This is a genomic window from Methylobacterium sp. HMF5984 (genome assembly GCF_045033435.1).
In the GTDB taxonomy this organism is placed as follows: Bacteria; Pseudomonadota; Alphaproteobacteria; order Rhizobiales; family Beijerinckiaceae; genus Methylobacterium.
The window spans coordinates 4,207,258-4,227,992 of the sequence record NZ_JBJFLN010000001.1; the positions used below are offsets into that span (position 1 = coordinate 4,207,258).

Sequence of the window (20,735 nt, forward strand, 5' to 3'; positions counted from 1 at the left end):
GGCCGGGCGAATCGGGAGAGCGGGATGCGGGACGGGACGACGTTGGAGCACGTCGACGTCGGCGAAGGAGCGGACCGACGCCGGATCGCCGTGCGCGTGCGCGACGGGGCGGGTCCGGCGATCGTCTGGCTCGGAGGCTTCCGCTCGGACATGGGCGCCACCAAGGCGATGGCGGTCGACGCCTGGGCCGCCGCCGAGGGGCGGCGCTTCGTGCGGTTCGATTATTCCGGCCACGGCGAATCCGAGGGCGAGTTCTCGGCCTGCACGATCTCGACCTGGCTCGCCGACGCCGAGGGCGTGCTCGCCGCGCACGCGCCGGAAGCGCCGGTGCTGATCGGATCCTCGATGGGCGGATGGATCGCCTGCCTCGCGGCGCGAAACCTCGCGGCGCGCGGGGCGTCGGCGCCGACCGGCCTCGTGCTGATCGCGCCGGCCCTCGACTTCACCGAGGATCTGATGTGGGATCGGTTCCCGCCGGAGGTGCGCAGCACGCTGGAGCAGGACGGCGTCTGGCTGCGCCAGAGCGCCTACGCGCCCGAGCCCGACGCGATCACCATGGCGCTGATCGAGGATGGCCGGCGCAACCGCCTGCTGACCGGCGCCCTCGACCTGCGCTGCCCGGTCCACATCCTCCAGGGGATGAACGATCCGGACGTGCCGCACGCCCACGCCTTCCGCATCCTGGACCGGCTGCCGGCGGCGGGCACGGTCCTCACGCTGATCGCGGACGGCGACCACCGCCTGTCGCGGCCGCAGGATATCGCGCGGCTGCTCTCGGCGGTGGCGGAGATGGCGAGACCGGCTAGTGCAGGCTGACCGGGAAGAGGTCGTGCTCGGCGGCGTTGGCGAGGATCACCTCGCGCGAGTCCGCGAGCAGTATCGGCGCGCCGCTGGCCGACAGGAGCGCGAACAGGTCGAGGCCGGGCGTCAGCTGCGGCGCCTGCGGGAACAGCCGCATCACCTCGTCGGAGCGGATCGAGCGGACGTAGGCGATGTGCCCTTCGCCCAGGGCCGCGAGGTCGGCAGCGTTGAATTCGGCCGGATCGAGGTCGGCGGCCGTCAGCGGGGAGGTGTTGAGGTCGGTCATGTCGTGCCCTCCTTTCGAGGCAGAGCAATCGGCCCGGAAACGATCCCGTCTTGATCGAACCGATCCGGCGATCGTGGGCCTGATCCTGATGTGGGGTGCTTTTCCCGCGGATCAATCGCGCTCGAGGATGGCGATGCGGCGCACCACCCGCTCGGGCTCGGGCCGCGCCAGATCGATCGAGAGCAGCCCGTTCGACAGGTCGGCGCCGAGCACCTCCATCCCGTCGGCCAGCAGGAACGCACGCTGGAACTGCCGCGCCGCGATGCCGCGGTGGAGGAACAGCCGCTCCTTGTCGTCGACCTGACGGCCGCGGACGATCAGCTGGTTCTCCTCCAGCATCACGTCGAGCTGGTCGCGCGTGAAGCCGGCCACCGCCAGGGTGATCCGCAGGCGGTCCGGCTCCCGATCGGTGCGGGCCAGACGCTCGATGTTGTAGGGCGGGTAGCCGTCGTTGGCGGCCTTGGAGACCCGGTCGAGGGCCTGCTCGATCTCGTCGAACCCGAGCAGGAACGGGTGTCCGAACGGAGATGGACGGGTCATCGGCGGCAACACCCCCTGTGGAGGCCCCGTGCCCGAATGCCGGTGGGCGCCTCGTCGCGGGGCCCGCTGGCGGCAGCGCCCCTTCCGGCCCAGCGGCCCGGCACGCCAAGATATGGACGAGGCGACCCTGCCCATCAAGGGACGCCGCGCCGCGCCGAAGGCGGGACGCACGGGCAGAAGCGGCAACGGACGGCGGGATCTTTCGGCAACAGACGACGGCCGAGAACAGGGATGTATTCGTAACAGTTTGGAACGGCTCTGATTTTCGGCCGTGCCCTTGATCCTTGCCCTCCACCTCGGATACTTCCGCCCCGCAGGCACATTGCGGTCCGTTTCAGCGTGACGAAGCGGTGCGGCAGGCACTTTCCGGAGGCCGAATGTCCGCACCGATCCTGTCGAAGCATGCGCCGATGCCGCGGGTGGCGGAGGTCTGCGGCGACGACGCGGAGGTGCTGGCGCTCTCGGTCGCCCGGTTCGTGGCCGCGGGCTACATGACGCGGGACATCGCGTGCTGGGATGCGGCGTTCGACGGTGCGGAGACGCTCCTCGGCGCCGAGGCCGGCGGCCGCTTCGTCTCCGGGATCGTCGGGGTCGTCCGCGCGCTGCGCGCCGAGCGGGCCGATGACGGGCCGTTCATGCCGGCGACCTGCTGCCGGCTGACCGGGCACGAATGCGCGCTGGTCGGCCTGATCGGGCGCGGCCGGCGCAGGCTCTGGGGCGAGGTCGAGCGCGGCGCGGCCGCGATCACCGGCCGGCCCGAAGCGCCGCGCCTCGTCGCCGCGCTGCGTGCGGCGGTCGGGCCGATCGACGAGGCCGCGGGGCGTCTCGGAGCCTCGAAGCGCCGGCCGGACGGTGCGGCCCTGCACTGACCGGACGGAGCCGGACCCGACCGGATCCTTCCGGGGCGAACGAGATCGATGCGGCGCAGGGCGCCGGGAGACCGCCGCGGGGCGGAGGATGGAAAGCGAGTCGATGGCTGAACAGATGCTCGGGCGAGGCGTCCCGCTCTACCGGCGCCGGATCGGGCGCCTCGCGCTCGACACGGCGGCCAGTGCCGGGCTGTCGCTCGTGCTGGCGGCCTCGCTCGTCGTGTCGGCGACGGCGCAGGACGCCGGATCCGCCGACAAGGCCGCGCCGATCAAGCTCCAGCTCAACCGGCTCGAGCCCGCCGACGATTCGTGCCGCGCTACCATCGTCGTCGACAACAGCCGTGGGACGGCCCTGAAATCCTACAAGCTCGACCTGTTCGCCTTCGACACCGACGGGATCGCGCAGAAGCGGGTCGCCGCCGAGCTCGGCCCGATCCCTGCCCGCAAGACCACCGTCAAGATCTTCAACTTCCCCGGGATCGCGTGCCCGAAGCTGAGCCGCGTGCTGCTCAGCGACGTGCTCGCCTGCGAGGGCGGGGACGCCACCCGCGAATCCTGCCTGGAGCGCACCGAGACCGAGACCAAGGCGAACGTCCCGTTCGATCGCTGAGCCGACCTCGCCGGCGGGCACGCCGGCGAGACCTCGTGAGAACCGACCCGCCCGACGGCCTCGCGCCGCCGGGCGGCCCGCGGCCGTTGCCGCATCCGAATGACACCCGAGGGAACCCGCAATGGATCCGACTTCCGCCCCGATCGACGCCGGTCACGACTTCTCGTTCGTGGGCCTGTTCCTGCAGGCCGACCCGATCGTGAAGGGGGTGATGATCCTGCTGGTGGTCGCCTCCCTCGCCTGCTGGACCGTGGTGTTCGAGAAGATCGTCCGGCTCGCAGCCGCCCGGCGGCAGGCCAAGGCGTTCGATGCGCTGGTGCGCTCGGGCGGCAACCTCGAGACCGGGATGAAGGGCATCGCCGGCCACGTGGTGAAGGCGGCCCTCGACGCCTGGCGCGACCAGGACGCCTCGGAGACCCGCGCCGAGCGGCGCGACCGCATCGAGCGGGCCATGCGCGCCGCGCTGACGCTGGAGGTCAAGCGCCTGCAGAACGGCCTCGCGCTCCTGGCGACCTCCGGCTCGACGGCGCCGTTCGTCGGCCTGTTCGGCACGGTCTGGGGCATCATGAACTCGTTCTCGTCGATCGCCCGCAGCCAGGACACCTCGCTCGCGGTGGTGGCGCCGGGCATCGCCGAGGCGCTGTTCGCCACCGCGATCGGCCTCGTCGTCGCGATCCCGGCGGTGATGGCCTACAACAAGCTCGCCAACGACGTCGGGCGGATCCAGAGCACCTTCGTCTCCGGCATCGGCGTGCTCAGCAACCGTCTCGCCCGCGACCGCGGCGTCCAGCACCGCGCCGCCGCCGAGTAGCGCCCCCCGGCGATCTCACTTTGCGCGAGCCCGGCCCCGCGAAGGGCGGCCGGGCCTTCCATTCCCGCAGCGGCCGCCCTCGAGGGCCGGGCCGCCGATCCCGGAGGACGCCGCATGGCGATGGGTTCGATCCGCGCGAGCGGTTCCGACGATGACGATCTCGACACCGCACCGATGTCGGAGATCAACGTGACGCCGATGGTTGACGTCATGCTGGTGCTGCTGATCATCTTCATGGTCGCGGCGCCGCTGATGACGACGGGCGTGCCGGTGCAGCTGCCGAAGACCTCGGCCGCCAAGGTCGCGCAGTCGCAGAAGCCGGTCGAGGTGACGATCGACAAGGACGGCAAGCCGTCGATCGCCAAGGAGATCTTCACGAACGAGACGCTGATGCCGCGCCTCCGCGCCATGGCGGCCGAGAACAAGGACCAGGTGATGCTGGTCCGCGGCGACAAGGACGTGCCCTACGGCAAGATCATGGAAGTGATGGGCCTCGTCGGGCAGGCGGGCTTCACCAAGGTCTCGCTGATCGCCCAGTCGCCCGGCGGTGCCGCGCCCGGCGCGGCTCCGGCGGCGGCCGCAGGTGGGGCGGCCAACGGGGCGGCTCGGTAAGCCATGTCCGTCATCGCCGACACCGGGGCTCCCGAACCCCGCACGTCCGGGCTCGTGCCCGCCTTCCTCGTCGCGCTCGTGCTGCATCTCGGCGCGCTGGCCGGCCTCGCCCTGTTCAAGCTGACCCCGCCGGCTCCCCCCGGCGAGCAGCAGATCTCGATCGACCTCGCCCCGCTGATGACCGACGCGGACACGCAGGCGCCGAGCGAGACGCAGGCGAGCGAAGCCGCTCCGCCGGAAACCAAGCCGGTCGAGGACCCGGCCGAGGCGGAGCCGACCAAGCCGCCGCCGGAGGTGGCCGAAGCGAAGCCCGACGAGGCCGTGGTCGCGCCGCCGCCGCCCGCGTCCGTCGCGGAGGTCCCGCCCGACGCCGTCGCGGTCGAGCCCGAGAGCCAGATCATCACCTCCCAGGCCGAGCAGGCCGAGCCGCTGGCGCCCCCGCCGCCGGTGGTCGCGCAGGCGCCGGAGCCCGAGAAGCCGGCCGAGCCCCAAAAGCCGAAGGTCGACCTCGCCAAGCTCAAGGCCGAGCGCGAGGCGAAGCTCCGGGCGCAGAAGCGCCGGGAAGAGCTCGAGGAGGCCCGCCGCGAGGCCATCGAGGAGCGCAAGGAGGCGGTCCGCGAGGCGAAGGCCAAGGCCGCTCGCGAGGCCAAGGCGAAGCAGGCCCAGGCCCAGGCCCAGGCCCGCGCGGGCGCGGAGAGCCGGAGTTCCGCATCGTCCTCACGCGAGAACGCGTCGGGCCGGGCCTCGGCCGGGAGCGATCCGAGCGCCATGCGGCAATGGACCGGGGCGATCAGCTCGGCGATCCATGGCCGGATGAACCCGGGTGCCGCGAGCGGCACGGCCGGCGGCACGGCGATGGTGCGCTTCACCGTGCTGCGGTCCGGCCAGGTGACGAGCGCCGGCCTGGCGCGCAGCAGCGGCGTCAGCCAGATCGACAGCGCGGCGCTCGGCGCCGTGCGCGGGAGCCTGCCGGCGGCGCCCGCCGGCGTGACCCAGTCGAGCCTGTCGGTGACGATCCCGCTCAATTATCGCGTGCGCTGAACCGACGTCCGAGCCGCCGGCGGAAGGTGCCGCCGGCGGTCATACGTTCGTTCGTCGAAGGTTAGGCTACGGCTGCACGGGAAAAGTCGCCGTGACTTGCCTTCGACCAGGCCGCGGCATTCGCCATCGGGGCCTCCGGCGTGCTACACAATCACTCGTTCCGCACGCCGCGACGGGTTCGCGGTGGATCGGCGGAGACGATGCGAACCGGCCGCCCACCTGTCCTCGGGTTGCGCCGAGCCTGCCCATCCCGACGCAACGGCGCGCTCCTGCGGAGCGTGGAGCGCCCTTGTCGTGACGGGACCCGGACGGGACGAAAGGAATATGATGAGCGACGAGATCGATACGGGCGCGGACGCCGAGGACGAAGTCCGGACGCCGGAAGAGGAAGCCAAGCACAAGGCCGAGGAGCGGGCCGAGCGCGCGGAACGGGCCGAGCGCATGCAGCGCGAGGGCGCCCAGGCCATGGCGGAGCACATCGCCTCGATCAAGGCCGTCGACGAGCGCACGGTCCGCCTGCGGGCGCTGCGGCTCGCCAAGGAGGCCGCCGACGCGCAGGCCAAGGCCGCCGAGGTGAAGCCGCTGACGAAGGCGGCCGCCGCGAAGGCCAAGGCGGCGGAGAAGGCCGCAGACAAGGCGGCCGACAAGGCCGTCGCCGAGAAGGCGGCCGCGAAGAAGAGTGCGGCCAAAGCCGCCAAGAAGGCCTGAGGCGCGACCATGGCCTTCGACCGCACGCGCCGCATCACCGATCCGCGTCAGGCGGCCGAGGCCGCCTTCAAGGCGGCCACCACCGCCAAGCCCGCCCCGGCGGCCGCACCGCCGGCCCCGCGCCAGCCGCAGGCCGCCCCGGGCGCGCGGGAATCGGTGACGCTCCGCCTCGACAGCGCCGTGCTCGCGCATTTCCAGAAGGACGGCCCGGGCTGGCAGGACCGCCTCAACGACGCGCTCAAGGCGCTCGTCGCCGGCTGACGCGCCACGCCGTCAGGTCGAGCCGCGCCGGATGCGGTTCACCGCACGGTCGAGGGCGCCGAGGAACTCGGACCGGTCGCGCGCCGAGAACGGGCGCGGCCCGCCGGTGATCGCGCCGGCCTCGCGCAGGTCCTGCATCAGGTTGCGCGTCGCCAGCGCCATGCCGATCGACGCGTCCGAGAACGGCTTGCCGTTCGGCCCGATCACCGTCGCGCCCGCCTTCACGCAGCGGCTGGCCAGCGGCACATCGGCCGTGACGACGATGCTGCCCGGCCCGGCACGTTCGGCGATCCAGTCGTCGGCGGCATCCATCGCGTCGCCGACCACCACGCGCTCGATCCAGGGCTCGCGCGGCACGTTCAGGAAGCTGTTGGCGACGACGTAGACGTGCAGCCCGTAGCGGGCGGCGACGCGATAGGTCTCGTCCTTCACCGGGCAGGCGTCGGCGTCGACGTAGATCGCCGTCGAGCCGATCATGACGGCCGCCTCGCGGCGGCGCGCCGCTCCGCCGTCGCTCTCGGCCGACGGGCCTTCGGCACCAGGCGCGCCGAGAATCCCGCGACCATCAGGAGCACGCCAAGGGCGAACTGCGCTTTCGAGATCTCGCCGCCGATCGACAGCACGATCGCCCGGCCGACCACGACGATGCCGGCGAGCGGCAGGCCGTAGCGCAGCAGCATGCGCAGGGCGGTGAGCCAGCGTCCGCTCATCGCGCGACCCGAAGCGCCGGCCGCTCCGCCTGGATCGGCTGGGGCATCTCGGGGGCCGGCCGCTCCAAGGTCGCCACCGAGAGCGGCTGGCCGCGCCCGCGCAGGGCGTGGGCTCCGAGGGACCGCGCCGCGATCCCGGGCGGCAACCCGCCGAGGCGGGTGAGCAGGTCCTGCGAGATGAGGATGTTCACGCCGAGCGGCCGGCACAGCGCCTCGATCCGCGAGGTGACGTTCACCGCGTCTCCAAAATAGGCGATCTTGTGCCGGTCGACGCCGACTTCCGCCGTGACCACCGATCCGCCGTGCAGGGCCGCGCGCAGCCGCGGCACCGTGCCGAAGCGCGCGGTCCACGCCGGCGCATCCGCCTCGATTCGGTCGAGCACGTCGAACACGCAGGCGACGCAGCGCGCATCCTTGAGGCCGCGCGCCATCGGCCAGGTGATCATGGCGAGGTCGCCGATGTAATCGTCGGTGGAGCCGGCGTTGCGCCGCACCGGCTCGGCCAGCGTCGCGAAGATCGCGCCGAGATATTCCTGCGCCCGGAGGTCGCCGTGGGTCTCGGCGAAGGCGGTGGAGCCGACCACGTCGAAGAACAGGAAGATGCGCTCCTCCCGCACCGGCTTGTGGTAGCGCCCGACGAGAAAGTTCACGAACACCTCGCCGCCGATCAGGTCGCGCATCCGCACGACGAAGACTAGCAGCGCCGAGACCGCGAGCGAGTAGGCCAGCACCCGCGGCGTGATCCGGACCGCCGCCGACAGGCTGTCGGCGGTGAGCCCGAGCGACCAGACCACGAGGCCGCCGAGTGCGCAGCCGAGCGCGATCATCAGCACGTAGAGCAGCTCGGCCGAGGGCACGTACAGCATCGCCGGGAGGCGGCGCAGGCGCGTCTGAAGCCCGGAGAGAATTAGCCCGCGATCGAACGACAGCACCGTCACGCCGACGGCGAGACCGTAGATCAGGCCGGCGGCGAGCGAGGTGCCGCCGACGAACAGGAGGTTGTAGAGAAGGCCGGCCCCGCCCGATGCGACGACGATCAGGGCCCAGAACCAGCGATGCTGCGGCAGCATTCAGCGATCCGCCTGGGCGGGGAGCGGGACGGGAGGCGGACAGGCAGCGTGCACGAAACCGATCCTGAAGCGTTCTCGAACCGGAGAAGGACGTAGCCCGCGGGACGGCGCCCCGTTTCGGAAACGGGACATCGTCCAAAGTCTAGGTCCGGACCCCGTGCCGAGCCATTGCTCAACGTCCCATGATGGCGCGATTAAGGCGCGGGCGCCATCCGTTCGCCGATCGGGCGGCCGCGCCGCAGACATCGGACCTTCGGGGCGCGCCGCGCGCCCTAGCGAGACAGGATCCACGCGATGCACGCCAGACCCTTCGGCTCGACCGGCCTCAACGTCCCGGTCATCGGGCAGGGCACGTGGCACATCGATGCCACGGCCCGCGACGGCGCGGTCGCCGCCCTGCGGGCGGGCATCGATGCCGGCATGACCCACATCGACACGGCCGAGATGTACGGCGACGGCGAGGCCATCGTCGGCGAGGCGATCCGCGGCGTGCGCGAAGAGGTCTTCCTCGTCTCCAAGGTGGTTCCGGGCAACGCGACGCGGCGCGGGGTGGCGCGGGCCTGCGAGCAGTCGCTGCGGCGGCTCGGGACAGACCGGCTCGACGCCTACCTGCTGCACTGGCCCGGCAGCCATCCGCTGGAGGAGACCATCGCCGGGTTCGAGGACCTGCGGCAGGCGGGCAAGATCCTGGCCTGGGGCCTGAGCAACTTCGACGTCGACGACCTCGACCGGGCGCTGCGCATCGCCGGCCCCTACCGCATCGCCTGCAACCAAGTGCTGTACCATCTCGGCGAGCGGGCGATCGAGCACGCGGTGCTGCCGTGGTGCGCCGCGAACGGGGTCGCGCTCGTCGGCTACTCGCCCTTCGGCAGCGGCGACTTCCCGAACCCGTCGAGCGCCGGCGGCCGCGTGCTCGCCGGCATCGCCGCGGCGCACGGGACGACGCCCTACGCCGTGGCCTTGGCGTTCCTGACGCGGATCGAGAACACCTTCACCATCCCGAAGACCGGCCGCGCATCGCGGGCGATCGAGAATGCGGGCGCGGCGAAGCTTCATCTCAACGCGGCCGAGATCGCGATGATCGAGGCGCAGTTTCCGCGCGGGCCACGGCCGCGAACCCTGCCGATGCTGTGAATCGCGTGCGGTCGGCGCCGCCCTGTCGCGATACCGTCAGCGATCCCGGGCTATCGGTCGTCCTGGGCACGGGCGGGGAGCTCTCGGAGACGATGATGGCGAAGCGGTCGATCGCGCGTCGATGCCTGGCCGCCATGCTGGCCGGTGGTGCGGCCGTCGCCGCCGGCAGCGTCGCGGCCGCGCCGCTGGCCGGACCCTACGGCGAGACGCTGACGATCGACGACAAGGGCATCACGCTGCGCTTCCCGGACGACGCGGCCCAGCTTCGGATCGGCGGCAAGCTGCAGCTCGATTTCGGGGCGGCCGGCATCCGCCAGCCGGGGTTTGCCGAGCCGTTCTCCGACAACGTCGGCGTCCGGCGCTCGTGGATCGAGAGCTACCTGACGCTCGGCAAATCCATCGAGATCGCGTTCCAGTACGATTTCGCCGACCCGATGCGGCCGATCAACGATGCGGCGATCGCCTGGAAAGGCATCCCGGATATGATCCTCACGGTCGGCAACATGAAGGAGCCGTTCAGCCTCGATCAGCTGATCAGCGACAACAACACCGTCTTCACCGAACGCTCGCTCGCCGACGCGTTCGCGCCGGCCCGCAACTTCGGCTTCGCGATCGGCCGGAGCGGGGCGGACTGGAGCGTCGTCACCAGCGTCTTCGGCGGCAACGCCAACACCGGCATCCGCAGCGAGGGCGTGGCCTCGACCACCCGCGCCACCTTCGCGCCCATCCACACCGACGACGCGGTGCTGCATCTCGGCATCGCCGGGAGCTATCGCAGGCTGCCGCGGGACGAGACGCCGCTCGCCCTGTCGAGCCGCTCCGAAGCCTTCCTGTTCGCCCGCCCGTTCGTGAACACCGGCGACATCCGCGATGCAGCGAGCATCGGCCGGATCGGGCTGGAGGCGGCCTACCGCACCGGACCGCTGCTGATCCAGGCCGAGTACATCCGCACCGAGGTGTCGCGCTTCGACGGGGCGCGATCGGTCGCGTTCCAGGGCGGCTACGTCGAGGCGAGCTACGTGCTCAACGGCGCCGGCCGCGCCTACGCCGTGACGCCGAAATACGGCACGACCTACGCGATCTTCGAGGGCGTCAAGGTCGGCGAGGACGCGCGGGTGAGCCGCGGCGGGATCGGCGTGTTCGAGGTCGCCGCCCGCGTCAGTGCGATCGACCTCGACGACGGCACGGTCCGCGGCGGGATCGAGCGCGACGTCAGCGTCGGGGTGAACTGGTACCCGGACCGCAACGTGCGGATCATGGCCGACTACGTCCGCTCGCGGACCGCGCCGTCGGCGCTCCAGGGCGGCCGCGCCGTCGATGCCGACGTCTTCATCGGGCGGTTCCAGCTGTACTGGTGACGCCGACGCCGCGCGGCCGGTGCACGCGCTCAGCCGGCGAAGAACGCGCCGATGCTGTCGACCATGTAGGCGATCGCGTCCGGCGAGATCCCGGGATAGACGCCGATCCAGAAGGTGTCGTTCATCACCCGATCGCTCGCCGAAAGGTCCCCCACCGTCCTGAAGCGCCGCTCCAGCATGTAGGGCTGGCGGGTGAGGTTGCCGCCGAACAGCAGCCGCGTGCCGATCCGGTGACAGTTGAGGTGCTTCAAGAGGTCGTTGCGCCGGCCGCTCTCGCGCAGCGTCAGGGGGAAGCCGAACCAGGACGGCTCGCTCAGCGGCGTCGCCTCGGGGAGGATCAATCGGTCCTCGAACCGGCGCAGGCCGTCCCTCAGCAGCGCGTAGTTGCGCTTGCGCAGCGCGATGAAGCCGTCGAGCCGGTCGAGCTGGGCGACCCCGACCGCGGCCTGCATGTCGGTGATCTTCAGATTGTAGCCGAGATGCGAGTACGTGTATTTGTGATCGTAGCCGTGCGGCAGGTCGCCGAGCTTCCAGTCGAAGCGCTTCTTGCAGGTGTCGTCCTGGCCCGGCGCGCAGTAGCAATCCCGGCCCCAGTCGCGCAGGGATTCCAGCGCGCGCTTGAGCCGGCTCGACCCGGCGAAGACCGCCCCGCCCTCCCCCATGGTGATGTGGTGGGCCGGATAGAAGCTGAGCGTGCCGACATCGCCGAAGGTGCCGACCATGCGGCCGTCATAGGTGGCCCCGAGCGCGTCGCAGCAATCCTCGACGAGGAACAGGTCGTGCGCCTTGGCGAAGGCCGTGACGGCGCCGAGGTCGAACGGGTTGCCGAGCGTGTGGGCGACGACGATCGCCCGCGTCCGCGGCGAGAGCGCAGCCTCGAGCGCGCGGACATCGAGATTGTAGGTCGGGATCTCGACGTCGAGGAAGACCGGGACGAGGCCGTTCTGCAGGATCGGGTTGACGGTGGTCGGAAAGCCGGTGGCGCAGGTGATCACCTCGTCGCCGGGCACGAGCCGCCGGTCGCCGAGCAGATGCGAGGTCAGCGCGGTCACCGCGAGGAGGTTGGCCGAGGAGCCGGAATTGCAGGTCAGGCAGTAGCGGGCGCCGATGAAGCGCGCGAGGCGCCCCTCGAACGCCGCGTTGAAGCGGCCGGTGGTCAGCCAGAATTCGAGCGCGGAATCGACGAGCAGCCGCATCTCCGGGGCGCCGTAGACGCGGCCCGAGACCGGAACCGGCGATGCGCCGGCCTCGAACGGGCGCGGTGCATGGGCCTTCGACGCGTAGAGATCGACGAGGCGCAGGATCTCGTCGCGGATCCGGTCCGCGCTGGCCGTGGCGTCGAGAGTGGGCGCTTCCGTCCCGTCACCGTCCGCCATGCACCGACATTCCCCATTCCTGTCGCACGGGCGGCTGTTCGAGGCCCCTGCATCGCGCGAGAGCCGCGCGCGAGCTATCGTCCGGTATGGTTAACGGAATGGAAACGCCCTGACACTACGGGGTACCGTCGAACCGGTGCGGGCAGGGTGGGAGCACGGCACTCATGAAGGTCGTCATTTTGGCCGGCGGCCGCGGCACACGGCTCGGCGAGGAGACCATGATCCGGCCCAAGCCAATGGTCGAGCTCGGCAACAAGCCGATCCTTTGGCACATCATGAAGTACTACTCGTCCTTCGGGCTGACGGAATTCGTGATCTGCCTCGGGTATAAGGGGTACATGATCAAGGAGTTCTTCTCGAACTATTTCCTGCACACGTCCGACGTGACGATCAACCTGAAGAACAATTCGACCGTGGTCCACAACAGCGTCGCCGAGCCCTGGCAGATCACGCTGGTCGAGACCGGCGAATCGACGATGACCGGCGGCCGCCTGCGCCGCGTGCGCAACTACGTCGGCGACGAGGACTTCTGCATGACCTACGGCGACGGGCTGTCGGACGTCGATCTCGACGCGCTGCTCGCCTTCCATCGCGCGCACGGGAAGCGCGCGACGGTGACGGCCGTGTCGCCGGCGGCACGCTTCGGGGCCATGGCGCTCGACGGCGAGCGCGTGGCGGTGTTCCAGGAGAAGCCGGCCGAGACGAACGACTTCATCAACGGCGGCTTCTTCGTGCTGTCGCCGCAGGTGCTCGACCTCGTCGAGGGCGACGACGTGATGTGGGAGCAGGAACCGATGGAGGCGCTTGCCGCGCAGGGCGAGCTCGCCGCGTTCCGGCACCACGGCTTCTGGCATCCGATGGACATGCTGCGCGACAAGATCCATCTCGACGGGCTCTGGGCCGACGGCACCGCGCCGTGGAAGCGGTGGTGATCGCCGGCGCCCTGCCGAGCCCCGCCTTCTGGCGCGGGCGCCGCGTGCTGCTGACCGGCCATACCGGCTTCAAGGGCACGTGGCTCGCGCACTGGCTCGGCGCTCTCGGCGCCGTCGTGACGGGCTTCTCGCGCGATCGCCTCGAAGGCCGGAGCCTGTTTCGAGACGCCGGGCTCGGCGACGGCCTCCTCGACCGCAGGGGCGACGTGCGCGACCTCGCGGCGGTCCAGGCCGTGATGGCGGAGGCGGAGCCGGAGATCGTCCTCCATCTCGCCGCGCAATCCCTGGTGCGGCGCTCCTACGCGGATCCGGTCGAGACCTACGCGACCAACGTCATGGGCACGGTGAACGTGCTTGAAGCGGCTCGCCTACTCGGGAACGGCTGCCTCGTCCTCGTGGTCACCAGCGACAAGTGCTACGAGAACCGCGAATGGCCGTGGGGCTACCGGGAGAACGAGGCGCTCGGCGGCCACGATCCCTACAGCGCGAGCAAGGCCTGCGCCGAGCACGTCGCCTCCGCCTACGCCCGGTCGTACGGACCCGGGGCCGGCCTGCGCACCCTGACCGCGCGTGCCGGCAACGTCTTCGGCGGCGGCGACTGGGCGCCGGACCGGTTGATCCCGGATCTGGTGCGGGGCTTCCGCGATGCGCGGTCTGTGGCGATCCGGAACCCGGATGCGGTCCGTCCGTGGCAGCACGTGCTGGAACCGCTCTGCGGCTACCTGGTGCTGTGCGAGCGCGCCCACGACGCGCCGGACCTGCTCGGCCAGGGCTGGAACTTCGGCCCGACGGCGGGAGGCGAGGTGTCGGTCCGCCACGTCGCCGATGCGGTCGCCAGGCTGTGGGCGGCCGACGCGCGCTGGCACGAAGCCGGTGTGCCGGGGCAGCTCCACGAAGCCGGATTGCTGCGCCTGGATTCGACGCGGGCCCATCGCATCCTGGGCTGGCATCCGCGCTGGAGCCTGGAGCAGGGCCTGGCGGCGAGCGTCGCGCTGTATCGCTCGGACCTGACCGGCGCGCCGCTGCGCCGGCTCCTGTCGAGCCAGATCGCGCGCTACACGGGGATGCCGACATGAAGATCGCGAAAAGCTGCGTCTGCTGCGATGGGACGGCGCTGCGCCGCGTCCCGGCGGTGCTGATGCCGTTCCTCGCCCATCGGATCTTCGGCTGGGACAGCGTCGAGATCATGCCGGACTGGGCGATGCGCGACCTGACGCTCGGTCGCGCCTACAGCGTCTGCAACACGCTGGCCTGCGAGGGCTGCGGCCTGCTCTTCCTCGACATGCGCTTCGACGACGCGGAGATGGCCGCGCTCTATGCCGATTATCGCGGCCCCGCCTATCGTGCCCAGCGCGAGCGCTTCGAGCCGGGATACGGCGCCCGCAACGACATCCTGCTGAGCGGCAACGCTTACGGGCCGACGATCGAAGCCTTCCTCGCGCCCTTCGTCGGCGCCTCGCCCCGTGTTCTGGACTGGGGCGGCGATACCGGCGTCAACACGCCTTCCAGAGGCAAGGCCTCGGCCCACCACATCTACGACATCTCGGACAGACCCGTCGTCGCCGGAGCCGAGAGGGTCAGCTCAGATCGCGCACGGAACGGTGAATACGATCTCGTCGTATCGAGTCATGTTCTCGAGCATGTCCCCTTCCCGCTCGATCAGCTGCAACAGATCGTTGACGCCATGACGCCGAAATCGGTTTTCTATCTCGAGATCCCGCACGAGGACATCGTTCGCGACATCGCGGAGCTTCCCCAGCGCGCAGCGGCGAAACGACATTGGCACGAGCACATCAATTTCTTCAGCGTGTCGTCGGTCGAGGCGATGTTCAGGAGGGTCGGCCTGACAGCATTGAAGCAGGAATCCCATCCGCTTCGTGCAGGCGGAAAAGATTTTCACGGGCTTTCGATCGTCGCTCGTTTGACCGCATGACTGCGGTTCTCGACACCCCGCCGATTTTCAGGGCGGACACATCGACCGAGGTCAGGCGTCCGCACGACGATGGCCATCCTAGCCCACTGTCATGCTAGAGCTGCTTCGAGAGGAGCTGTCGCAGGCAGTCGAAGGTCCGACGCGCGCGGCCGAGCGAGACCCAATTCATGTCCCAATCCCAGACGCCGCATGCCGCCTCCCGGATCCCGGAGCGCCTGTTCATCTTCGAGCTGGCCAACAACCACATGGGCGACGTCGAGCATGGGCTCCGCATCATCGATGAATTCGCAGCCCTGGCCCGCGGCTACGATTTCGCCTTCGCGATCAAGCTCCAGTTCCGCGAGCTCGACACCTTCATCCACCCGGATTTTCAGGGCCGGACCGACATCAAGTACATCAAGCGGTTCTCCGAAACCCGCCTGGACCGCGCGCAGACGCGCCGCCTGGTCGCGCGGATCAAGGAGTACGGGCTGATCGCCATGTGCACGCCCTTCGACGAGGCCTCCGTCGATCGCATCGTCGCGGACGGCTTCGACATCCTGAAGATCGCGAGCTGCTCGTTCACCGACTGGCCGCTGATCGAGGCGATCGGGCGGACCGATCTGCCCGTCGTCGGCTCGACCGCCGGGATCGAGCTGCTCGACATCGACAACATCGTGTCCTTCATGCGCCACCGCGAGCGCGATTTCGCGCTGATGACCTGCGTCGCGCAGTATCCGACGCCCGCAAGCGACCTGCAGCTCAACCAGATCGATCTCCTGCGCGCGCGCTATCCCCACCTGCGCATCGGATACTCGACGCACGAGGACCCGAACGAGACGCTGCCCGTCGCGATGGCGATCGCGAAGGGCGCCACGCTGTTCGAGAAGCATGTCGGCGTCCCGACCGAAACCTACGCGCTCAACGCCTACTCCGCATCGCCCGCCCAGGCGCGGGCCTGGCTGGATTCGGCCCGGAAGGCCTATGCCTGCGCCGGGGTGACGGGAGAGCGGGTCGAGCCGTCGCGGGAGGAACGCGACGCCCTGCGCGACCTGCGCCGGGGCGTGTTCGCGAAGCGACCGATCGCCAAGGGACAGCGGCTCAAGGCCGAGGACGTGTTCTTCGCGATCCCCGCGCAGCCGGGCCAGGTCACCGCCAACGACTGGTCGAAGTACACGCACTACACCGCGACCGACGACATCCCCGCCGCGGCCCCGGTCACGTCCGCCGCCACGCGGCGGGAGGAGGTCCGGGCACGGATCCTGTCGATCGTCGAGCGCGTGAAGGCCCTGCTCAGCGAGAGCCGCGGGGTGGTGCCGGGCGAGGCCGAGCTCGAGATCTCGCACCATTACGGTCTCGACCGGTTCGATCGGGTCGGCATCACGATGGTGACCGTGGTCAACCGCGGCTATTGCAAGAAGCTCATCGTCGTCCTGCCGGGGCAGTCGCATCCCGAGCAGTACCACGCGCGCAAGGAGGAGACCTTCCACATGCTGCACGGCGATCTCGTCCTGCGGCTCGACGGCGAGGATCAGGTCTGCCGGCGGGGCTCGGTGGTGACGATCACGCCGGGCACGCGGCACGCCTTCGAGAGCCGGACCGGGGCGGTGTTCGAGGAGATCTCCTCCACCCACGCGATCGACGACTCGTTCTACACCGATCCGGCGATCGGGCAGAACCCGGATCGCAAGACCTTCCTGCGCTACTGGCTCGCCTGACCGACGCCCCCGGCCGATCTCCGAGCCTGCCGCACCACCGAGAGACCCACCCGCGATGACCACCCATCTCCGGCGCCTGGCCGATTACGTCGCGGAGTTCGTGGCCGCCCAAGGGGTCGGCTGCGTCTTCCTCGTGCCCGGCGGCGGCGCGATGTACCTCGTCGATGCCGTCGGCGCCTGCCCCGCCCTGACCTACGTCCCGAACCATCACGAGCAGGCCTCGGCCATCGCGGCCGAAGCCTATGCGCGGGTGAACGGGCGCCTCGGCTGCGCCCTGGTGACGACGGGCCCGGGGTCGACGAACGCCATCACCGGATGCGCCGGCGCCTGGATCGAGTCCGTGCCGCTGCTGATCATCTCGGGCCAGGTGAAGCGCGACGACCTCATCGGCACGAGCGGCGTTCGGCAGATGGGGCCGCAGGAGGTCGACATCGTCTCGATCGTGCGGCCGATCACCAAATACGCCGCGACGGTGATGGAGCCGGCGGCGATCCGCCGGCATCTCGAGGAGGCGGTGCACCGCGCGACGACGGGGCGGCGCGGGCCGGTCTGGCTCGACATTCCGCTGGACGTGCAGAACGCGACGATCGACGTCGCCGCGCTCGCCGGCTTCGCGCCGCCGTCGCCCGACGCGAGCACCGGCCCGACCGAGGCGCAGCTGGATGCCGTAATGGGCATGGTGGCGCGGGCGGAGCGGCCGATCATCCTGGCGGGGCACGGCATCCGCTTGGCGGAGGCGGCGGGCGCGTTCCGCGAGCTCTACGAGACGTTGCAGATCCCGGTGGTGACGACGTGGAACGCCGCCGACCTGATCCCGGCGGCCCATCCCCTGAGCGTCGGCAAGCCCGGCACGGTGGCGCTGCGCGCGCCGAACTTCGCGGTCCAGAACGCCGACCTCGTGATCGCGATCGGCGCGCGCCTCGACAACGTCGTCACCGCGCACAACCCGGCCAAGTTCGGTCGCCACGCGCAGAAGGTCGTCGTCGACGTCGATGCCGCCGAGCTGGCCAAGTTCTCGGAGAATGCCGGCTTCTCCTTGAGGATCGAGGCCGACGCGCGCAACTTCATCGGACGGCTCCTGCCGCGGGCGCGCGAGGCCGCGCCGGTCGACCGGTCCGGCTGGCTCGCGCGCTGCGCCGACTGGAAGCGGCGCTATCCGATCAACGACGGCGCGCCCTTCCCGACAGAAGGGCCGATCGGCCATTTCCACCTGACCCAGATGCTGTCCGAGGAACTGCCGGAGGACGGCCTGATCGTCACCGGAAGCTCCGGCCTGGCGGTCGAGTTCTTCCACACCGGCTTCCAGAACAAGCCGGGCCAGCGGGTGTTCCTGACCTCGGGTCTCGGCGCGATGGGCTACGGCCTGCCGGCGATGATCGGCGCCTACATGGCGTCCGACCGCCGGCCCTTCGTCGGGATCGAGAGCGACGGCTCGCTGATGATGAACGTGCAGGAACTGCAGACGATTGCCAGCCTCGGGATGCCGGTTCGGATGTTCGTGTTCAACAACAACGGCTACGCCTCGATCCGCACGACGCAGCGTACCTACTTCGAGGGCCGCTACGTCGGCAGCGGGCCGCAGGCCAAGCTCGACTTCCCCGATCTCGTCGCGCTGGCCAAGACCTTCGGCTGGGACGCGTTCGCGATCTCGGACGTCGCCGACCTTCGCGACGGCATCCGGCGCGCGCTCGATCACCCGGGGCCGCTCCTCGTCGACGTGCGCGTGATCGAGACCGAGGCGCTGTTCCCGAAATCGGCGGCCCTGCCCCAGGCCGACGGATCGATGCGCTCGATGCCGCTGGAGGACATGTCGCCGCTGCTGCCGCGCGACGAGTTCCGCGCCAACATGATCGTTCCCCTCGATCCGGCCTCGGAGACCGTGCCCGAGTACCTGATCGTCCGGCACCGATCGACAGATCGAACCGACTGACGATTCTCGCCCGCGATAAGGCACTAAGACAATGGGAACGCACACAAAGCCCGTTTTCATCGTGGGCAGCGGCCGGAGCGGCACGCGGACGATGTTTCGGATGCTCACGGGCGCCGAAGGGCTCGAGATCCACCACGAATATCTTTGCAACGCCATCCAGCGGATCGCGGCCCGATACTACATGGGATTGACGTCCGAGGACGAGGCCAAACGACTGATCGCTCCCCTGCACGGCGCGGCGATACACTACGCGTCGGACGCCGTCTGGGCCGATTCATCCAACAAGTTGTCGTGGTTGATACGACCCCTCGGCGAGATGTTCCCGACCGCGAAATTCCTGGCCATCGTCCGCGATGGGCGAAAGGTCACAAGCTCGTTCTACTACAAGCTTCGGGAAGAAATGTACGACGACGATAGCGTCGAGATTCTCAGGACCTGGTTGAGAGACCAAGTGAGCCTTCCGGAACCGCCGCCCGAGAAGCGCTACTGGTGGAATATTCCACGTTCCGATCAGTTTTTAGGAAGCGCTTTTCCGAATTTCGACCGTCTTCGACGCGTTGCTTGGCATTGGGCCGAGAATTGTCGCGAGATCACCGAACGTTTTGCGGAATTGCCGGATGATCGCGTCAAACTCGTTCGACTGGAGGAGCTCACACGTGACGAAGAGCTTCTTAAACGGACGATCGATTTCATCGGCATCGACTACGATCCCGTCTATTACGACTATCTTCAGACTCCGCGAAATGTATTCGTTCCCATCGATTTCCAGCTGACCCGTGATCAGGAGGCCGCCTTTCAAGAGATCGCCGGGCCGATGATGACGCGCATGGGATACGTCGGAGAGAAAGCCTATCATGTCTCCTACTAGTCTCTCCTGCGACGCATGCGCGGCGCCTCTGACATCGGCCCTCTATAGCCCTCTTCATTCACGCCGCGGCGTGGCGGTATTCGTCTGTTCGCAATGCGGCCTCACGCAAAGCGGTTTCCAGCCCTACGCCCGCGACCGCCGCCAGACTTTGAGCGCGGATGCAGATTGGGGCAACGTGCGCCATGGCAAAGGGCTTCGTTTTCAAGCCGTCCGCGGTTTGGTGGAGGGCCTGGACTTGTCTCGAGTCTCCGACATCCTCGATGTCGGATCGAACCGTGGCGATTTCGTCCGTTGGGTTCAGCAACGACATCCACATGCGGCGATCTGGGCGGTCGAGCCCGACGAACGGATTATCGATTATCGGCATTCACCGGGCGTCAATTACCGGAAGGGCAAGCTGGAGGACTCCGACCTCCCGCAAGAAAAATTCGGGTTCGTCTACAATTGCCAAACATTGGAGCATTCGAATTCTGCGGTAGCAATGCTGCAGACGATCTGGCGCGCCATGCGCCCAGGCGCTCTCATGCTGTTGGACGTGCCGAACATCAGTTCGATCGGGCACTCGGATATCGTCGAGGAATTTTTCATCGACAAGCACGTGTTTCATTTCGATCCGTCGAGCCTCCGACGGCTTGTCGAGGCTGCCGGCTTCGAGATCGTGTCTCCGAGGGGTGGCGAAGATCCATTCAACATCACGCTTCTCGCCCGCAAGATCGAGATGATGCCCGAACCCTCCGGCTACGGACAGGGGACACCTCCGCTCGACAATGCGGCGCTGATCCGAGCATACGCGGATACGCTGCACCGGAATCGCGAACGCCTCGCGAGGCTCGTCGAGACGAAGCTGCGCCCCTTGGCGAAACGGCAAAGAGTCGCATACTGGGGTGCAGGTCGGATCTTCGATGCTCTCGTCAAGTATGGTGGCCTCACCTCGTCGGATCTTCATCTTCTGGTCGACAAGTATCTGGCCGGATTGATGCCAGAAACGCATGGGATCCCGATCCAACGACCGGAGACGCTTCGATTGCATGAACCGCAGGTCGTGATCGTGCTGGCGCGTTCAGGGGAGAGCGCCATCGCCTCGCGCGCCTATGCGATGGGCATACGCCACGTGTTGAAGTTCAGTGAGCTTCTGGAGCAAGTGACCGACATCGCGGTCACGCCAGCGGCCATAGATCTCTAATCGGG

General features: G+C 69.3%; 23 protein-coding genes. 17 read left to right on the forward strand and 6 right to left on the reverse strand.

Annotated features, from left to right (window positions below):
• The first annotated feature begins 24 nt into the window (after nt 1-24).
• The gene (locus ACFZ8E_RS20460) at nt 25-816 is read left to right on the forward strand and encodes a carboxylesterase (RefSeq protein ID WP_244032950.1); all 792 of its coding nucleotides are present in this window, start codon (nt 25-27) and stop codon (nt 814-816) included.
• Here ACFZ8E_RS20460 and ACFZ8E_RS20465 read toward each other — a convergent pair.
• Together ACFZ8E_RS20465 and ACFZ8E_RS20470 are read right to left on the reverse strand one after the other, a co-directional pair.
• Nucleotides 803-1,087 carry a DUF1150 domain-containing protein gene (locus tag ACFZ8E_RS20465; protein ID WP_147729167.1) on the reverse strand — a complete coding sequence of 95 codons (285 nt, stop codon included), beginning with the start codon at nt 1,085-1,087 and terminating at the stop codon, nt 803-805. The genes ACFZ8E_RS20460 and ACFZ8E_RS20465 overlap by 14 nt on opposite strands.
• Before the next feature lie 111 nt (nt 1,088-1,198).
• Nucleotides 1,199-1,627, reverse strand: a complete 429-nt coding sequence (locus ACFZ8E_RS20470) for an Hsp20 family protein (RefSeq protein ID WP_147729168.1) — start codon at nt 1,625-1,627, stop codon at nt 1,199-1,201.
• Nucleotides 1,628-2,004: 377 nt separating this feature from the next.
• Between ACFZ8E_RS20470 and ACFZ8E_RS20475 the strand changes: the two genes are divergently transcribed.
• The 7 genes from ACFZ8E_RS20475 to ACFZ8E_RS20505 all read left to right on the forward strand — a co-directional run bounded on the left by ACFZ8E_RS20475 (nt 2,005) and on the right by ACFZ8E_RS20505 (nt 6,539).
• Nucleotides 2,005-2,496, forward strand: a complete 492-nt coding sequence (locus ACFZ8E_RS20475) for a hypothetical protein (protein WP_243949163.1) — start codon at nt 2,005-2,007, stop codon at nt 2,494-2,496.
• 115 nt (nt 2,497-2,611) lie between these two features.
• Nucleotides 2,612-3,106, forward strand: a complete 495-nt coding sequence (locus ACFZ8E_RS20480; protein WP_405044425.1) for a Tat pathway signal protein — start codon at nt 2,612-2,614, stop codon at nt 3,104-3,106.
• 121 nt (nt 3,107-3,227) lie between these two features.
• On the forward strand, nt 3,228-3,917 hold the full coding sequence (locus ACFZ8E_RS20485; RefSeq protein ID WP_244032948.1) for a MotA/TolQ/ExbB proton channel family protein: 690 nt from the start codon (nt 3,228-3,230) through the stop codon (nt 3,915-3,917).
• Between the two features lie 114 nt (nt 3,918-4,031).
• Nucleotides 4,032-4,529: a protein TolR gene (gene tolR, locus ACFZ8E_RS20490; RefSeq protein ID WP_147729000.1), complete on the forward strand. Its 498-nt coding sequence runs from the start codon at nt 4,032-4,034 to the stop codon at nt 4,527-4,529.
• A 3-nt stretch (nt 4,530-4,532) separates the two neighbouring features.
• Complete coding sequence (locus ACFZ8E_RS20495; protein ID WP_244032947.1) at nt 4,533-5,570, forward strand: TonB family protein; 1,038 nt, start codon at nt 4,533-4,535, stop codon at nt 5,568-5,570.
• Nucleotides 5,571-5,897: 327 nt separating this feature from the next.
• Entirely contained in the window at nt 5,898-6,278 is a 381-nt protein-coding gene (locus ACFZ8E_RS20500) for a hypothetical protein (RefSeq protein WP_147842349.1), read from the forward strand.
• A gap of 9 nt (nt 6,279-6,287) precedes the next feature.
• Nucleotides 6,288-6,539, forward strand: coding sequence for a BrnA antitoxin family protein (locus tag ACFZ8E_RS20505; protein ID WP_147842350.1), 252 nt, complete (start codon nt 6,288-6,290; stop codon nt 6,537-6,539).
• A 12-nt stretch (nt 6,540-6,551) separates the two neighbouring features.
• Here the strand turns inward: ACFZ8E_RS20505 and ACFZ8E_RS20510 are convergent, their stop codons facing one another.
• From ACFZ8E_RS20510 to ACFZ8E_RS20520, 3 genes are read right to left on the reverse strand one after another with little or no spacing between them, the layout of a single operon-like run.
• Nucleotides 6,552-7,016 carry a YaiI/YqxD family protein gene (locus ACFZ8E_RS20510; RefSeq protein WP_244032946.1) on the reverse strand — a complete coding sequence of 155 codons (465 nt, stop codon included), beginning with the start codon at nt 7,014-7,016 and terminating at the stop codon, nt 6,552-6,554.
• Entirely contained in the window at nt 7,013-7,249 is a 237-nt protein-coding gene (locus ACFZ8E_RS20515) for a hypothetical protein (RefSeq protein WP_243933859.1), read from the reverse strand. Before ACFZ8E_RS20515 ends, ACFZ8E_RS20510 begins: the two co-directional genes overlap by 4 nt.
• Nucleotides 7,246-8,319 (reverse strand): adenylate/guanylate cyclase domain-containing protein, encoded by a 1,074-nt coding sequence (locus ACFZ8E_RS20520; protein ID WP_405043661.1) that lies wholly within the window; start codon nt 8,317-8,319, stop codon nt 7,246-7,248. The genes ACFZ8E_RS20515 and ACFZ8E_RS20520 overlap by 4 nt, the downstream gene beginning before the upstream one ends.
• 294 nt (nt 8,320-8,613) lie before the next feature.
• Between ACFZ8E_RS20520 and ACFZ8E_RS20525 the strand changes: the two genes are divergently transcribed.
• The gene (locus tag ACFZ8E_RS20525) at nt 8,614-9,453 is read left to right on the forward strand and encodes an aldo/keto reductase (protein ID WP_147729258.1); all 840 of its coding nucleotides are present in this window, start codon (nt 8,614-8,616) and stop codon (nt 9,451-9,453) included.
• A 95-nt stretch (nt 9,454-9,548) separates the two neighbouring features.
• Entirely contained in the window at nt 9,549-10,811 is a 1,263-nt protein-coding gene (locus ACFZ8E_RS20530; RefSeq protein ID WP_405043662.1) for an OprO/OprP family phosphate-selective porin, read from the forward strand.
• A 29-nt stretch (nt 10,812-10,840) separates the two neighbouring features.
• Here the strand turns inward: ACFZ8E_RS20530 and rfbH are convergent, their stop codons facing one another.
• Nucleotides 10,841-12,187 carry a lipopolysaccharide biosynthesis protein RfbH gene (gene rfbH, locus ACFZ8E_RS20535; protein ID WP_405043663.1) on the reverse strand — a complete coding sequence of 449 codons (1,347 nt, stop codon included), beginning with the start codon at nt 12,185-12,187 and terminating at the stop codon, nt 10,841-10,843.
• Nucleotides 12,188-12,351: 164 nt separating this feature from the next.
• Here rfbH and rfbF point away from each other — a divergent pair, with 164 nt between their 5' ends.
• From rfbF to ACFZ8E_RS20570, 7 genes are all read left to right on the forward strand, one after another.
• On the forward strand, nt 12,352-13,119 hold the full coding sequence (gene rfbF, locus ACFZ8E_RS20540; RefSeq protein WP_405043664.1) for a glucose-1-phosphate cytidylyltransferase: 768 nt from the start codon (nt 12,352-12,354) through the stop codon (nt 13,117-13,119).
• Entirely contained in the window at nt 13,116-14,195 is a 1,080-nt protein-coding gene (gene rfbG / locus ACFZ8E_RS20545) for a CDP-glucose 4,6-dehydratase (protein WP_405043665.1), read from the forward strand. The genes rfbF and rfbG overlap by 4 nt, the downstream gene beginning before the upstream one ends.
• Nucleotides 14,192-15,052 (forward strand): class I SAM-dependent methyltransferase, encoded by an 861-nt coding sequence (locus ACFZ8E_RS20550; RefSeq protein ID WP_405043666.1) that lies wholly within the window; start codon nt 14,192-14,194, stop codon nt 15,050-15,052. Before rfbG ends, ACFZ8E_RS20550 begins: the two co-directional genes overlap by 4 nt.
• Nucleotides 15,053-15,219: 167 nt before the next feature.
• A complete protein-coding gene (locus tag ACFZ8E_RS20555) occupies nt 15,220-16,749 on the forward strand; it encodes an N-acetylneuraminate synthase family protein (protein ID WP_405043667.1) in 1,530 nt (509 codons plus the stop codon).
• Between the two features lie 55 nt (nt 16,750-16,804).
• The gene (locus ACFZ8E_RS20560) at nt 16,805-18,679 is read left to right on the forward strand and encodes a thiamine pyrophosphate-binding protein (protein WP_244032938.1); all 1,875 of its coding nucleotides are present in this window, start codon (nt 16,805-16,807) and stop codon (nt 18,677-18,679) included.
• Nucleotides 18,680-18,710: 31 nt separating this feature from the next.
• Nucleotides 18,711-19,547, forward strand: coding sequence for a sulfotransferase (locus tag ACFZ8E_RS20565; RefSeq protein ID WP_279605460.1), 837 nt, complete (start codon nt 18,711-18,713; stop codon nt 19,545-19,547).
• Nucleotides 19,548-19,617: 70 nt separating this feature from the next.
• On the forward strand, nt 19,618-20,730 hold the full coding sequence (locus ACFZ8E_RS20570) for a class I SAM-dependent methyltransferase (RefSeq protein WP_405043668.1): 1,113 nt from the start codon (nt 19,618-19,620) through the stop codon (nt 20,728-20,730).
• Nucleotides 20,731-20,735: the final 5 nt, after the last annotated feature.

Bases quoted from the DNA above. Each gene is read 5' to 3' on its own strand.
- ACFZ8E_RS20555 (WP_405043667.1), top strand. From the start codon at position 15,220: ATGTCCCAATCCCAGACGCCGCATGCCGCCTCCCGGATCCCGGAGCGC.
- ACFZ8E_RS20480 (WP_405044425.1), top strand. From the start codon at position 2,612: ATGCTCGGGCGAGGCGTCCCGCTCTACCGGCGCCGGATCGGGCGCCTC.
- ACFZ8E_RS20520 (WP_405043661.1), bottom strand. From the start codon at position 8,319: ATGCTGCCGCAGCATCGCTGGTTCTGGGCCCTGATCGTCGTCGCATCG.
- ACFZ8E_RS20465 (WP_147729167.1), bottom strand. From the start codon at position 1,087: ATGACCGACCTCAACACCTCCCCGCTGACGGCCGCCGACCTCGATCCG.
- ACFZ8E_RS20485 (WP_244032948.1), top strand. From the start codon at position 3,228: ATGGATCCGACTTCCGCCCCGATCGACGCCGGTCACGACTTCTCGTTC.
- ACFZ8E_RS20515 (WP_243933859.1), bottom strand. From the start codon at position 7,249: ATGAGCGGACGCTGGCTCACCGCCCTGCGCATGCTGCTGCGCTACGGC.
- ACFZ8E_RS20560 (WP_244032938.1), top strand. From the start codon at position 16,805: ATGACCACCCATCTCCGGCGCCTGGCCGATTACGTCGCGGAGTTCGTG.
- rfbH (WP_405043663.1), bottom strand. From the start codon at position 12,187: ATGGCGGACGGTGACGGGACGGAAGCGCCCACTCTCGACGCCACGGCC.
- ACFZ8E_RS20510 (WP_244032946.1), bottom strand. From the start codon at position 7,016: ATGATCGGCTCGACGGCGATCTACGTCGACGCCGACGCCTGCCCGGTG.
- ACFZ8E_RS20475 (WP_243949163.1), top strand. From the start codon at position 2,005: ATGTCCGCACCGATCCTGTCGAAGCATGCGCCGATGCCGCGGGTGGCG.
- ACFZ8E_RS20530 (WP_405043662.1), top strand. From the start codon at position 9,549: ATGGCGAAGCGGTCGATCGCGCGTCGATGCCTGGCCGCCATGCTGGCC.
- ACFZ8E_RS20470 (WP_147729168.1), bottom strand. From the start codon at position 1,627: ATGACCCGTCCATCTCCGTTCGGACACCCGTTCCTGCTCGGGTTCGAC.
- ACFZ8E_RS20460 (WP_244032950.1), top strand. From the start codon at position 25: ATGCGGGACGGGACGACGTTGGAGCACGTCGACGTCGGCGAAGGAGCG.
- ACFZ8E_RS20565 (WP_279605460.1), top strand. From the start codon at position 18,711: ATGGGAACGCACACAAAGCCCGTTTTCATCGTGGGCAGCGGCCGGAGC.
- ACFZ8E_RS20525 (WP_147729258.1), top strand. From the start codon at position 8,614: ATGCACGCCAGACCCTTCGGCTCGACCGGCCTCAACGTCCCGGTCATC.
- ACFZ8E_RS20495 (WP_244032947.1), top strand. From the start codon at position 4,533: ATGTCCGTCATCGCCGACACCGGGGCTCCCGAACCCCGCACGTCCGGG.
- tolR (WP_147729000.1), top strand. From the start codon at position 4,032: ATGGCGATGGGTTCGATCCGCGCGAGCGGTTCCGACGATGACGATCTC.
- rfbF (WP_405043664.1), top strand. From the start codon at position 12,352: ATGAAGGTCGTCATTTTGGCCGGCGGCCGCGGCACACGGCTCGGCGAG.
- ACFZ8E_RS20500 (WP_147842349.1), top strand. From the start codon at position 5,898: ATGAGCGACGAGATCGATACGGGCGCGGACGCCGAGGACGAAGTCCGG.
- ACFZ8E_RS20505 (WP_147842350.1), top strand. From the start codon at position 6,288: ATGGCCTTCGACCGCACGCGCCGCATCACCGATCCGCGTCAGGCGGCC.
- ACFZ8E_RS20550 (WP_405043666.1), top strand. From the start codon at position 14,192: ATGAAGATCGCGAAAAGCTGCGTCTGCTGCGATGGGACGGCGCTGCGC.